The following is a 13,335-nucleotide window of genomic DNA, read 5'->3' as shown; positions in this document are numbered from 1 at the left end:
GACCGTTTCATCGACGTTACGCCAACCCGAGTGGAGCCCCCCATGGCGATGATGTCCCGACGGAACCTGCTCTTGAGCGCGGCGGCGGTCGGCGCCGCCGGACAGCTCAGCCTGGGCGCCGGACCAGCGCGGGCGGAGTCCGCGCGGCAGGTCGCGGCAGCCGGCCCGCTGGAGGACGGAGTCCAGCTCAGGTGGCTGGAGGGCGGCGCCCCCAAGCAACTGGCCGCCGGGTCCACGTGGGGTGTGGCGTGGCCGAAGGGCGTCGTGCCGAAGGACCAGGCGTTCGCGTTGAAGACGGCCGCCGGGCAGCAGGTGCCGGTGCAGACGTGGGCGACGGCGTACTGGCCGGACGGGTCGCTCAAGTGGACCGCGCACGCCATCGGCGCAGAGGTCGCCCCAGCCGAGCAGTACGTGCTCGCCGCCGGCACCCCCGCCGCGCCGGCGACGGCCGTGACCGTGAAGGACGGCAGGGACGGGGTCGAGGTGAACACCGGGGTCATCCGGTGTGTGATCCAGAAGAGGGGCGACGGACTCGTCCGCTCCATCCACCGCGGGGACATCGAGATCGCCCGCGACGGCGAGCTGGTCTGCCTGCGCCAGGACGAGCCGGACGACGACGAGGGCCGGGCGGGCAAGACGGAGAAGTTCGCCGGCCGGACGGAAAAGGTGACGGTCGAGCAGTCCGGCCCCGTCCGAGCGGTGGTCAGGATCGAGGGCAGGCACCGGCACGGCAACCGGTCCTGGTTGCCGTTCACCGTGCGGCTGTACTTCTACGCCGGCAGCGACGGCATCCGCGCCGTGCACAGCTTCGTCTACGACGGCGACGAGAAGGAGGACTTCATCCGCGGTCTCGGCATCCGGTTCGAGGTGCCGATGCGGGGCGAGCTGTACAACCGGCACGTACGCTTCGCGGGGCCGGGCGACGGCGTGCTGGCCGAGGCGGTACGCGGCATCACCGGCCTCCGCCGCGACCCGGGCGCGGCGGTCCGCCAGGCGCAGGTCGCCGGGCAGGCCACCCCGCCGGTGGAGACGTGGGACACCCGGGTCAGCTCCCGGCTGCACCTCATCCCCGCCTTCGGCGACTACTCACTGCGCCAGGTCACGGCCGACGGCTTCCAGATCCGCAAGCGGACCAAGGCCGGGCACAGCTGGATCCCGGTGGACGCGGGCGGCCGGGCCGGCGGGCTCGGGTACGTCGGAAGCCCCGAGGGCGGATTCGCCTTCGGCATGCGTAACTTCTGGCAGCTCCACCCCACCCAGCTCGACGTCAGGGGCGCGGCCGGCGACAGGGCCGAGGTGACGCTGTGGATGTGGTCCCCGGAGGCCGGGGCGATGGACCTGCGCTTCTACCACGACGGCCTCGGCCAGGACACCTACGCCGAGCAGCTCGAAGGGCTGGAGATCACGTACGAGGACTACGAGCCGGGCTTCGGCACCCCGTACGGCATCGCGCGTACGACGGAGCTGATGTTCTGGGCCCTGGAGGCCACCCCCGCCGCCGGGAAGATCGCGGAGCTGACGGATGCCGTGCGCACGCCGCCGCTCGTCGTCGCGCCGCCCGCGCACCTGCACGCGGCCGGGGTGTTCGGCGACTGGTCGCCGGTGGACCGCTCGACCCCGGAGAAGGCGCTGATCGAGGACCGGCTGGACTTCATGTTCGACCACCACAGCAAGCAGGTCGAGCAGCGTTCCTGGTACGGCTTCTGGGACTACGGCGACGTCATGCACAGCTACGACGAGGACCGGCACGTGTGGCGGTACGACGTCGGCGGCTACGCCTGGGACAACTCCGAGCTGTCCACCGACCTGTGGCTGTGGTACCACTACCTGCGCACCGGCAAGGCGGAGGCGTTCCGCTTCGCCGAGGCGATGACCCGGCACACGGGCGAGGTCGACGTCTACCACCTGGGCAAGTGGCGCGATCTGGGGACGCGGCACGGCGTGCAGCACTGGGCAGACAGCGCCAAGCAGGCCCGCATCAGCAACGCCGGCTACCGGCGCTTCCTCTACTTCCTCACCGCCGACGAACGGATCGGGGATCTGCTGCGCGACCTCGTCGACGCCGACAAGACGTTCCTCGTCCTGGACCCGATCCGCAAGATCCGCACGGAGCCTTACGAGCCGGACCCGCACGCCCTCGGTGTGAGCACCGGGACCGACTGGAGCGGCCTCGCGCTGGCCTGGCTGACGGAGTGGGAGCGGGGCGGCGCGCCGATCGCCCGCGAGAAGCTGCTGAACGGCATGCGCACCATCGCCGCGATGCCCAACGGCTTCGTGCGCGGCAGCGGCCTGTACGACCTCGACGACGGCACGTTCGAGCCCACAGAACCGGCGGTGAGCGTCGGCTCGCTCGGCGCGGTGTTCGGCCTGGTCGAGCTGTGCAGCGAGGTGATCCACCTGACCGGTGACGAGGCCTTCACCAAGGCGTGGCTCCAGTACTGCCGCCTCTACAACGGCACCGCGGAAGAGCAGAAGGCCGAGACGGGACAGTCGTTCGGCAGCCAGAACCTGCGCCAGGCCCACTCCCGGCTGACCGCCTACGCGGCCGCCAAGCTCGGGGACGCCGGCCTGGCCGCGCGGGCGTGGAAGGAGTTCGACACCGGCCACGCCGGCTATCCGAAGGACCACTCGTTCGAGGCCGTGCGGATCGAGGGCTCGAAGGTGCTCAAGCCGGTCGACGAGGCCCCTCTCTCGACCAACGCCTCCGCCCAGTACGGCCTGGCCGCCATCCAGTGCCTCGCCCTCATCGGCGACAAGCGGTAAGGAGACCCTCAGCACATCGCCATTCTCGACGGCAGGACCGGAGCGGCCCGGGCCACGGCCCAGGTGCCCACCGACTACCGGCCCGACGGCCCGATGTACGCCCGCTTCGGCGTCGGCCACCTCGACGGGGTCGCGCCGAGCCTGGTCGCGTTCATGAAGAACCGGATCGGCGACGGCGACTTCAACCTCATGTTCACCGCCTGGCGGTTCGACGGCGCGGCCCTCACCAACCAGTGGAAGTGGAAGCGCGGCAACGGGACCATGGCCGACGGGCACAACACCCGCATCGTCGACCTCGACGGCGACGGCAAGGACGAGATCGCCGAGATCGGGTTCGCGTTGAACGGCGACGGCACCCTGCGCTACTCCCTCGCCGACGAGGGCGTCGTCCACGGCGACCGCTTCCACATCGCCGACCTGGACCCCTCCCGGCCGGGCCTGGAAGGGTACGGCGTGCAGCAGGACAACCCCAGCGGCCTGCGCGAGTACTACTACGGCGCCAAGGACGGCACCATGCTCTGGCAGCACGCCGGGGACGGCGTCGCCGACGTCGGCCGCGGCATGGCCGCCGACATCGACCCGCGTTTCCCCGGCATGGAGGTCTGGTCCTTCTCCGGCCTCTACAACGCGCGGTCCAACCGGCTCACCGAACCGGACACGTCGCTGGCCCCGTGGCCGCAACTGGGCCTGTGGTGGGACGGCGACCTCACCAGGGAGCTGCTCAACGACGGCAAGCTGGAGAAGTGGGACCCGGCAGAGCCGAAGCCGAGCAACAGCCTGCCCCGGCTGCTCAGCACCTGGAACTACGGCGCGGTCAACGCCAGTCAGGGCCAGAATCCCACCTTCGTCGGCGACATGCGGCGGGTCAGCTCGGGCGTCTCAGGACGCGAACGGAGTCGCGGACGACGATGTGGGTGCCGAGCATCACGTGCTCCGTCATTCCCGCCTCGCCGGACCCGCGTCGCAGAGCCATGCGTACGGCGGTGCGGCCCAGCTCCTCGTGGGGCACGTGGACGGTGGTGAGGTCGATGTCGGCGGCGGTGGGCAGGTCGTCGAAGCCGACCATGGAGATGTCGTCGGGGATGCGCAGCCCGTGCTCGCGCAGCGCCTGGCGGGCGCCGGCGGCGATGAGGTCGTTGCCGGCGAAGACGGCGGTGAAGTCGGGCGGCCCGGCGGCGAGGCGCCGGCGGATCATGCGGTAGCCCTCGCTGCGCTCCATCGTGCCGTCGATCTCCAGGCCGGGGTCGTGGGGGACGCCGAAGTCGGCCAGGGCGTTGCGGTAGCCGGCGACGCGGCTGCCCGGGGTGGTCCAGCCCTCGTGCCGGCCGAGGAACAGGATGCGCCGGTGACCGGCTGAGAGCAGGTGGCTGGTGATGGCGTAGGCGCCGCCGGTGTTGTCGTACTCGATGACGAGGGCGGGCACGTCGGGGCCGAGCGTGGGGCGGCCGCACAGGACGAGTTGGGAGCCGGCCGCGGCGAGGGCGCGGGCGTATTCGGCCATGCGCTCGCGGTAGGCGTCGTTGTTGACGACGTTGCCGACGAGGATGACGCATTCGGCGTGTTCCTGCCGCATGAGCTGGACGGTGGCGAGCTCGCGCTCGGGGTCGCCGCCGGTGGTGCCGACGATGCAGAGTTTGCCTTCGAGCGCGGCCTGCGTCTGAACGCCCTGGGCGACGTGGGCGTAGTGGGGGGAGACGACGGAGTTGACGATGATCGCGACGCTGCGGTTGCTCGCGCCGGCCAGGCCGCGGGCGTTGGCGTTGGCCACGTAGTCGAGCTCACGGACCGCCCGCATGACCTTGCCGCGGGTGGCGGGCGCGCTGGGGTAGGTGCCGGACAGGATCCGGGAGACCGTGGCCACGGACACGCCGGCGTGCGCCGCCACGTCGCGAATCGTCACCGCCCGCCGCTCTTCGCCCCCAGACGTCGCGCGCCGGGACATGCCACCTCCACTGGATGGTGCAACAACTGGTAAACCGCTTGCACGCGATCGTTCCGTTCGCGGGTCGGGGTGTCAAATGCCTGCTGGTTCCCTCCGGTCCAGGATACGGCGTAAACGATTAAACATCTGGCCGATGGGAGAGAGACGGTGACGGTCCGGCTGGGCGACGTCCCCGCGTGCGAAATCCCGGCGGCGGGCCGGCCGCTGCAGCCGGGACGTCATTGGTTCGCCGCGTACTCCTTGGCCAGTTCCCCGGCCACCTGGTCGCCGCCGGGCACCGCGAGGAGCAGCAGCACGCGGTCGGCACGGATGCGCCGTAGCGGGCCGATGCGGGTGGACGGCTTCCGTGCCCCCTCGATCGGCGGACTGGTCGCGCCAGTGCCGCCGCGGACCCGCGTCATGCTCACGTGCTACGCCTCTCTCGCGGTGCCGAGCTCGAAACAGAATGTTCATCAACATAAAACGGTTACATAGCATCGTCAATAGACGCCTGAGGAGGAGTCCGGGGTTCTCCTGGGCCTCTGGCCTGGAGGGGCGTTGTGGTAGGACATGTGGCCACGTAGAGTGGCCTCGTTTGCGGAAGCGTTTACACAACCACGCCTCATAGGAGCTCATCAAGTGCCACGGCGACCCGTCGCGGTCTTCGCCATCGCCCCCTGGGCGTTCGACGGCGTCTTCCCTGCCGACCTGCTCACCCGGCTACGGCAACTGGTCGACATCGACCCCGCCACGACCTTCACCTCGTTCGAAGGACCGGCGGCCGCCGCCGCCCTGGCGGAGGCGGACATCCTGCTCAGCGGATGGGGAGGACCGCGCATCGACGCCGCCGTGCTGACCGCCGCGCCCCGGCTGCGTGCCGTCATCCACGCCGCCGGCACCGTCAAGGCCCGCGTCGACCCCGTCGTGTTCGACAACGGGCTCGTCGTGTCCTCCGCCGCCGAGGCCAACGCCGTCCCCGTGGCCGACTACACCGTCGCCATGCTCGTCCTGGGCGCCAAGCAGGCGTTCAGCCGCGCCAGGCGCTACGCCGCCGCGGTGGAGGACGCGCACGGGGACTGGTTCTCGGGCGAGGGCACCGGCCTGCACGGCTGCACAGTGGGCGTGATCGGCGCCTCCAGGATCGGCCGGCTCGTGCTGCGGCGGCTGCGGGCCTTCGACGTCGAGGTGCTGCTCTACGACCCGTACGTGAGCGCGGCCGAAGCCGCGGCCCTCGGCGCCGAGCCCGTGGGCATGGACGACATCTGCCGCCGCGGCGACCTCGTCACCGTGCACGCCCCCGCCCTGCCCGAGACCCGCCACATGCTCGACGCCCGCAGGCTCGGCCTGCTGCCGGACGGCGCGGTCGTCATCAACACCGCCCGCGGCTCACTGATCGACACCGAGGCGCTGACCGCGGCGTGCGCCACCGGCCGGATCTCCGCCGTCCTCGACGTCACCGACCCCGAGCCGCTGCCGCCGGGACACCCGCTTTTCGCCCTGCCCAACGTGCTGATCACCCCGCACCTGGCCGGCGCGCAGGGCCGCGAGACGCGCAGGCTCGGCGAATTCGCGATCGCCGAGGTGAGCAGGTTCGTCAACGGCGCGCCGCTGCTCGGGCGGGTCGAACCGGAGCAGCTCCCGTACATCGCCTGACGCCGGTCGAGCAGCTCGCCGGCCGCCGCGTCATGCCCTGAGTATTGTCGTGGTCTTCGTCATGGGGACACCACCGCACACGCCTTGACGCGTCAGACATCGGCAGGGCGTCACACCGAGCACAGGAACGGGATGAACGACCACTCCACCGCATCCGAGGAGCGTGCCCGGGCGCGCTCGCTGGGCATCGTCGTCGGCGCCCTGCCGACCGGGCCGCTGAACGCGATCACCGATGTCGAAGGGGTTCTGGTGGGTCACACCACCCTCGACGACGGCGCCGATCTGCACACCGGGGTCACCGCCGTCGTCCCCCGGCAGCTCACCACCGGGCGGCGGGCGCTGCCCGCGGCCGTCTGCACCGGCAACGGGTACGGCAAGCTGGTCGGCTCGACCCAGGTCGGCGAACTCGGCGTTCTGGAGTCGCCCATCGTGCTGACCGCCACCTTGTCGGTGTTCAGGGCGGCCGACGCGCTGCTCACGTACCTGATGAGGCTTCGCCGGGACGGGCTGTCGTTCAATCCGCTCGTGGGGGAGACCAACGACGGCTTCCTGTCCGACATCCGGCGCCGCCCGATCACCGAACGGCACGTTCTGGACGCGCTGGAAGGGGCGTCCGGCGGGCTGCCCGCGGAGGGATGCGTGGGGGCGGGCACCGGGACGACCGCCCTGGGGTTCAAGGCCGGCATCGGGACCTCGTCCCGGCGGCCGGCGGTGGACGGTGCTCAGGTGACGGTCGGGGCGCTCGTGCAGGCGAACTTCGGCGGCGTGCTGACCGTCCAGGGTGTCCCGATGCCGGTCGGCGAGCTCGTCCCGGACGCCGGTCCCGAGGAGCCGTCCGGCAACTCCTGCATGATCGTGGTGGCCACCGACGCGGCGCTCGACGCTCGCCAACTGGGCCGCCTCGCCCGCCGGGCGGTCTTCGCGATGGGCCGCGTCGGGGCGTCGTACTCCAACGGGAGCGGCGACTACGCGATCGCCTTCAGCACGGCGCCGCCGCGGCTCGCCACCCTGCCCGACGACGCGCTGAACCCCGTTTTCGCCGCGGTCATGGACTCGGTCGAGGAGGCGCTGCTCAACTCCCTGTTCACCGCGACGACCACCACCGGCGTCCACGGGCACACGAGCCACGCGGTGCCGTACGACCGGCTGCCCCGCAAGACGCGGGACTGACCCGGCCGATGCCGACGGTCACGGCTGGGCGTCAGGGTTGTTACCGTCATGACCATGGACCGCGATGAGAATCCCCCCGCAGGCGTCAATCCGAACGTTCCGAGTATCGCTCGCGTCTATGACTATTGGCTGGGCGGAAAGGACAACTTCGCGGCCGATCGAGAAATGGGCGACCGGGTCAAGGCCGTCGTGCCCGAGATGCCGGTGATGGCGTATCACAACCGGTTGTTCCTTCGCCGGGTGGTGCGGTTCCTGGCCGGTGAAGCAGGCATCGGGCGGTTCCTGGACTTGGGAGCGGGGCTGCCGACGATGGAGAACGTCCACGAGGTGGCGCAGAAGGTCCGTCCTGAGGCCGAGGTCGTCTACGTTGACAACGACCCGGTGGCGCTGGCGCACGCGCGGGCGTTGCTGGCCACGACCGGCGCCACCCATGTGGTGGAGGGCGACCTTTACGAGCCGGAGCCGATCCTGGCGGAGGCGGACTCGCTGATGGGCCTTGACCAGCCTGTCGCGGTGATGATGCTGGCGATGCTGCACTTCGTGCCGGACGGGGACGCCCACCGGATCGTCCGCACGGTGATGGACGCGATGCCGCCGGGGTCGTATCTGGTCATCAGCCACATCGGCGACACCCCGCAGCTCCAGAAGGCGGCGGCCTTCTACAGCGCCTCCGGGACGGGGGCGGTGCTTCGCTCGCCTGAGCGGATCGCCGAGTTCCTGGACGGGCTCGAACTGGTGCCCCCGGGAGCGGTGCCGCTGCCGGAGTGGCGTCCGGACGAGTCGGTTCCCGCGCTGGATCGTGTGACGGGGATGGCGGCGACCTGCGGGGTGGGCCGAAAGCGCTGATGCGCACCGGGGGAGGGCGGGAAGCCGGCCCACCCCGCACCATCCTTCCTATACGCGCGCTCATGACACCTGACCGGCCGCGGCGGCCGGCACCGCCGCTTGCGGCCCCTCTTCTGTTCGCCCCGTCAACGCGTCGTCGGCCGCTCCCGTCCACGGCGTGGCGGACTCCGCAAGGGCGAGAGCATCTTCGACGTTCTTCGCGATGACCACGTGAGACAGAGCGGAAGCGTCGAGCAGCCCAGGCCGCACGACGTGTTCGTCCATGAACCTCAGCCAGGCGTCCCAGATGTGGATCCCCTCGGGCTGCATCAGGATCACCGGGAACGGGTGGAGCCGGTCGAGCACCTGGTGCGTCAGCACCTCGAAAAGCTCATCGAAGGTGCCGAGGCCGCCTGGCAGGACGAACAGCGCGTCGATGTCGTGCGTCAGCAGCAGTTTGCGCAGCGCGAACGTGCCGACGATGATCGACCGGGTGGAGTCCAGCTCCGTCTCCGGCTCCTCCCCTGGGATCTCGATGCGCACCGCCCTGGACAGGGTGTCGCCGCTTCCGTCCCTGACCGCCTGCATGATGCCTGGCCCGCCGCCGGTCACGGCCGTCCATCCGCGCTCGGCCAGCGCGGTTCCGAGTTCCCTGGCCAGTTCGTAGGACGGCTGACCGCGCTTGCCGCGCGCGGAGCCGAACACCGTGACGATGCGCTCTCCTACCATGGCGCGGGAGGTCGTGTTCCACGCCTGTGCGGTCTCCACCTCTGCCGCGATGGACCGCAGCGCCGTTACCAGGCGCCCCTGTTCCGTCATCCCCGTTTCCTTCTCCTGCTCCATCGACGAATCGTCGTTGCTGTCGCGATCAGACATTGACCGGAACCGGCAACCCTTCCGCGGCGGCCTGCCGCATGATCTGGTCACGCTCGCGCCACCGTGACCAGAAGGCGCCCTTGTAGCCGAGCGCCACGAGGTTCGTCAGGAAGGGGTTGTCGGCATAGTTGTTGTCGTGCTGGGTCAGGCCTGGCGCGGTGGGCAGCATCACCCGCGGATAGTCGGACGCGGCGATGTGGTCCCACATGAAGCTCAGGGTGTTCAGCCACGGCCGTCGGGTCGCGCGAGGGTCTGCGGTCCTCGGGCAGTTCCGGTGAGAAGTAGTACAGCGGCCGGAAGGAACCGCCTTCCTCGAACATGAACTGGCGCTCGTACTCGAGGGGAGTGGAGCACTGCTCCGCGGTGCGCAGGATGATCGGCCGCGTGGCGGTGTTCGACTGCACTCCGGGCACCGCCTTGTCTCCGCCGCTCAGCGCGGCGCACTGCATGCCCAGCGGTGAGTACGGGAAGATGCGCAGTCCGAGCGTGAAACCGACGACCGTCACGTCCAACTCCATGGTGCGGTCGATGCACTCGCGCAGCGTGTCGATCGTCTCACCCGGCATCCCGAGCAGCACCTCGATCATGCAGAGCATTCCGTGCTTGCGCGTGAGCTCCACGACGTTGACCAAGTCGTCATAGCCGTAATAGCGCGTCCCGCGCTGAGTGACCTTCCACCCGTTCAGCAGGTCCTCGCGTACGTGGTCGGGAGCCACATTCACCCCCGCGCACCCCGCCTGGGCCAGTAACTCGGCCAGTTCGTCGTCGAACGGGGCCGGCTGGGAGTAGATCCACAGGCGCAGGTCGTGCAGCGGGGAGCCGGCGTCGCCGTGCTTGCGGCGGACGATCTCGCCGGGCCCCTTCACCCCGTAGTCGACGCCGAGATAGTCGGTGGCCGCGACGGGCATGGACGAGAAGCCGACGCCTCCGGCGACGATCGGCGCGTCCGCCAGCCGGCGTATCTCCTCGATGATCTCCTTGTGCGCACCGAGAAACACCTTCTGTTCCTGCGGATAGATGGTGTCGGTGTTGCGTATGGTCACGCCGATGAGCAGCGGCCGGCGGTCACTGAAGTAATCCGTCAACGCGTCTTTCCAGGCGTCACGCCGGAAGGTCAGATCGACTACCTCGACGTCATATCCGGCCTGCTCGAGCGAGGTCGTCAGGATGTCGAGGGCGTACGGAGTGATCCCGGGGTGGATACGGTTCGGATTGACCAAGGTGACTAAGCGGTCGCTCACTTGCGCTCCTCTCGCGACCTGTCATGGCTCGTCGGCCACCCCTCGTACACGGGATCAGCGGAATTCATGCACATGGCTGTCATCGCTGTCATGCGGAACACCAGACGTGACAGCCGGTTGACGATGTGCATGCGCCGATCTCGGACAAGGAGACACCCGCGGTGAGTACGATGGAATGGCCGTCGCACTGATCCGAGACGGAGTCGCACGCGATGTGAATTCCGGACACGTGCGGAAATCCCGCCCGCACCGCAGGCCGCCTACATATTCACCTGGGGCGCAGTCATAAGCGTCGTTGCCGGGGCGGTGTTCAGCCGCACTTGCCACATATCCGGTGAAGAGCCCACGCGCTTCCCCCCGAGAGCGACCGGTCGGATGTTCGTAGTCGATTTCCAAAAGCCCCCCGCGCCGCGCACGGAGGCGACAACGCCCGATGTAATCAGTGGGTCCGATTACTGTCAAGCATTGAGTGGTCCGCCTTCGCGGCGGGGATGGCGCGCCCTCGGGTGTGCCCACGAGACGAGGCCGCCACGAAGCGACGCCCAGGAGACAGGGCCGGCCCGAGTCGAGGCCCGCCGGAAACGATCAGCGAGAAGGAGATCGATGAGGGCGTCGTCGCGATTGTGATTCGGCCTCCGCTCCCGAGGTGAAATGCCTGATAGTCCCGGTGATCAGTCCTCGACCGGCGGGACGGCCGGTAGTTCCGGAGGGGTCGAAATGTTGGTCTCGGGTGTTGACACCGGCTTCGTTTCGGCTACGCTTCGGGCATATCAGGGGAATCTGTCAACGGGGAAATGGCCGGTTGTTGTCCCGCGCCCTTTGGTGCTGCTGCGGTGACATTGACATCCGCGCTGGTTCTTGGGGGTAGTTATTTCTACTCGGATCATCGGCTTCAACCTGAGCCATGACAGCAGTGTGTGTTTAGCGGAAGACGGTGTCATTCGTTTTGCGCTCGCACTCGAACGCACTACTCGAATCAAGCGGGGCACGGTCCCGCTGCACGCTTACTCGGCCATGATGGCCGACCTGACCAACGAGATCCTGTCGGCGGCGGGACTCGTATCGACCGACATCGACGGCTGGATCGCGACGTCGACCGAATCCCGTGACGAGGCGGACGAGGCGAAGCTGCTGAGTTCGCTGGGCCTCGTCGCGCCGCCCGAGCGATGCCTCACGTTGCCGCACCCCGCCCACCATCTCGCGCACGCGAGCGCCGCGTTCTACTCCTCGGGCTTCGACGAGGCCGCGGCGCTGGCCATCGACTGCTACGGCTCGCTCATCGACGGCGGCCGGGAGCGGGAGACGGCGTTCTTCTTCCGCGTCGGCGAGAGACCCAAGGACGTCATGCGCCTAAAGCGCGATGTCGACCGCTGGGCCGGCTACATGCGTGACGGGCACATCCGTACGCCGTCGGATCTGTCCGGCATCGGGGAGATCTACCGCGTGGTCACGCTCGCGCTGGGGTTCCACGAAGCCGGCACCATCTACGACGACGCCGGCAAGACCATGGGGCTCGCGTCCTACGGCAAGCGGTTCAGCGCGGAGAACCTCTTCTTCGAGCCGGCGCCGAATGGCGAGCTGCGGTTCGACCGCGCGGCCGATTCGCTCGTCGAACTCGGCGTCGCGGTGCTCGAGGGTGATGAACTGCGGCTCGTCTCGCGTCCGCCGCGGGCTCCGTACGAGCCGTTCCACCACGACCTCGCCGCGCAGTTGCAGGAGGAGTTCGAGGAAGCGGTCCTGCACCTGACCCGGCATGTGCTCGCCGTCACGGGCAGCCGCTCGCTGGCGCTGTCCGGCGGCTCGTTCCTCAACTCCAAGCTCAACACGCGGATCATGCGCGAGACCGAGATCGACCGCATGTTCGTCTTCCCCGCGGCGACCGACGACGGAAACGCCGTGGGCGCCGTGCTCTACGCCCACCACAACCTGATGGGCCACGAGACCGTGGCGGGGCCGGCGATGCGGCACGTCTACCTCGGCCCGCCCCGGCTCACCGGAGTGGACCTCCAGGCGATCGCGGAGCGATGGCACCTGGAGCCACGCGAACACGGCGGGCCCGAGGAGCTCGCGGCCGCCGCGGCCGGCGCGATCGCCCGTGGCGAGATCATCGGCTGGTTCCAGAACCAGGCGGAGTTCGGGCCGCGTTCGCTGGGCGCCCGCTCGATCCTGTGCCACCCCGGCATCCCCGGGATGAAGGACCGGCTCAACGCCAGGGTGAAGTTCCGTGAGTCCTTCCGGCCGTTCGCCGGATCCGTGCTCACCGAACGCGCGCACAAATGGTTCGACATGCCCGCGCGGGAAAGCCCGTTCATGCTCATGGTGTGCCCTGTGCTGGACGAGCAGAGGCGGCTCATCAGCGAGGTCGTGCACGTCGACGGCACGTGCCGGGTGCAGACCGTCGACGAGGACACGCCTGGGCCCTTCCGCGCCCTGATCGAGGCGTTCGAGATCGAAACCGGCCTGCCGTTGGTGCTCAACACCTCGTTCAACCTGCGCGGCATGCCGATCGTGGAGCGGCCGGAAGAGGCGATGGACTGCCTCTACGGCTCGCGACTCGACAGGCTGTTCATCGGCGATCTGGAGATCCCGGCGCCGGACCTCACCGCGCTGCGGCCCGAACGCGTCCGGACCGCCCCGGGACCGAACGGCCGCCGGGAGCAGGGCGTGCCGATCTCGCCGGAGTGGCAGCGGATCCTCGACCTGGCCGACGGTGTCCGCTCGATGCGCGACATCGCGCGCGAACTCGAGGCGGACGTCGAGGAACTCGTCGATCTCGCCCTCGAGATGCGCAGGCGCAAACTGCTGCGGTGGGCGGGCCTCCCGCGGGTGACCGGTCCCAGGTTCCCGTTGCAGCAGTACTCGCCGGACACGCAGTGAGCGGAGTGA

At 69.5% G+C, this 13,335-nt stretch carries 9 protein-coding genes and 1 pseudogene; 6 read left to right on the top strand and 4 right to left on the bottom strand.

Going from position 1 to position 13,335, the window contains the following annotated elements; translation table 11 throughout:
• The first annotated feature begins 42 nt into the window (after positions 1-42).
• Both ITP53_RS01925 and ITP53_RS59990 read left to right on the top strand, forming a co-directional pair.
• Positions 43-2,763, top strand: a complete 2,721-nt coding sequence (locus tag ITP53_RS01925) for an exo-rhamnogalacturonan lyase family protein (RefSeq protein ID WP_195893513.1) — start codon at positions 43-45, stop codon at positions 2,761-2,763.
• Positions 2,764-2,856: 93 nt separating this feature from the next.
• A pseudogene (locus ITP53_RS59990) lies at positions 2,857-3,606 on the top strand (rhamnogalacturonan lyase family protein); the annotation flags it as partial.
• A 22-nt stretch (positions 3,607-3,628) separates the two neighbouring features.
• Here ITP53_RS59990 and ITP53_RS01920 read toward each other — a convergent pair.
• Positions 3,629-4,705, bottom strand: coding sequence for a LacI family DNA-binding transcriptional regulator (locus tag ITP53_RS01920; protein ID WP_195893512.1), 1,077 nt, complete (start codon positions 4,703-4,705; stop codon positions 3,629-3,631).
• Positions 4,706-4,923: 218 nt separating this feature from the next.
• The gene (locus ITP53_RS01915; protein ID WP_195893511.1) at positions 4,924-5,106 is read right to left on the bottom strand and encodes a hypothetical protein; all 183 of its coding nucleotides are present in this window, start codon (positions 5,104-5,106) and stop codon (positions 4,924-4,926) included.
• Positions 5,107-5,323: 217 nt separating this feature from the next.
• On the opposite strand from ITP53_RS01915, the gene ITP53_RS01910 reads away from it, so the two are divergent.
• The 3 genes from ITP53_RS01910 to ITP53_RS01900 all read left to right on the top strand — a co-directional run bounded on the left by ITP53_RS01910 (position 5,324) and on the right by ITP53_RS01900 (position 8,353).
• A complete protein-coding gene (locus ITP53_RS01910; protein WP_328813705.1) occupies positions 5,324-6,337 on the top strand; it encodes a hydroxyacid dehydrogenase in 1,014 nt (337 codons plus the stop codon).
• 132 nt (positions 6,338-6,469) lie between these two features.
• Entirely contained in the window at positions 6,470-7,507 is a 1,038-nt protein-coding gene (locus ITP53_RS01905) for a P1 family peptidase (RefSeq protein WP_195893509.1), read from the top strand.
• Positions 7,508-7,561: 54 nt separating this feature from the next.
• Positions 7,562-8,353: an SAM-dependent methyltransferase gene (locus ITP53_RS01900; protein ID WP_195893508.1), complete on the top strand. Its 792-nt coding sequence runs from the start codon at positions 7,562-7,564 to the stop codon at positions 8,351-8,353.
• Between the two features lie 60 nt (positions 8,354-8,413).
• On the opposite strand, the gene ITP53_RS01895 is transcribed toward ITP53_RS01900, so the two are convergent.
• On the bottom strand, positions 8,414-9,151 hold the full coding sequence (locus ITP53_RS01895) for an LOG family protein (RefSeq protein WP_195893507.1): 738 nt from the start codon (positions 9,149-9,151) through the stop codon (positions 8,414-8,416).
• 104 nt (positions 9,152-9,255) lie between these two features.
• Entirely contained in the window at positions 9,256-10,449 is a 1,194-nt protein-coding gene (locus ITP53_RS01890) for a B12-binding domain-containing radical SAM protein (protein WP_328813702.1), read from the bottom strand.
• A 1,014-nt stretch (positions 10,450-11,463) separates the two neighbouring features.
• On the opposite strand from ITP53_RS01890, the gene ITP53_RS01885 reads away from it, so the two are divergent.
• Positions 11,464-13,326, top strand: coding sequence for a carbamoyltransferase C-terminal domain-containing protein (locus ITP53_RS01885; protein WP_195893506.1), 1,863 nt, complete (start codon positions 11,464-11,466; stop codon positions 13,324-13,326).
• Positions 13,327-13,335 lie beyond the last annotated feature (9 nt).

Origin of the sequence: Nonomuraea cypriaca, assembly GCF_015645445.1 — a bacterium.
Classification (GTDB): domain Bacteria; phylum Actinomycetota; class Actinomycetes; order Streptosporangiales; family Streptosporangiaceae; genus Nonomuraea; species Nonomuraea cypriaca.
The sequence above is the reverse complement of the archived record's forward strand: the minus strand, read 5'-3'. Positions and strand labels throughout refer to the sequence as shown.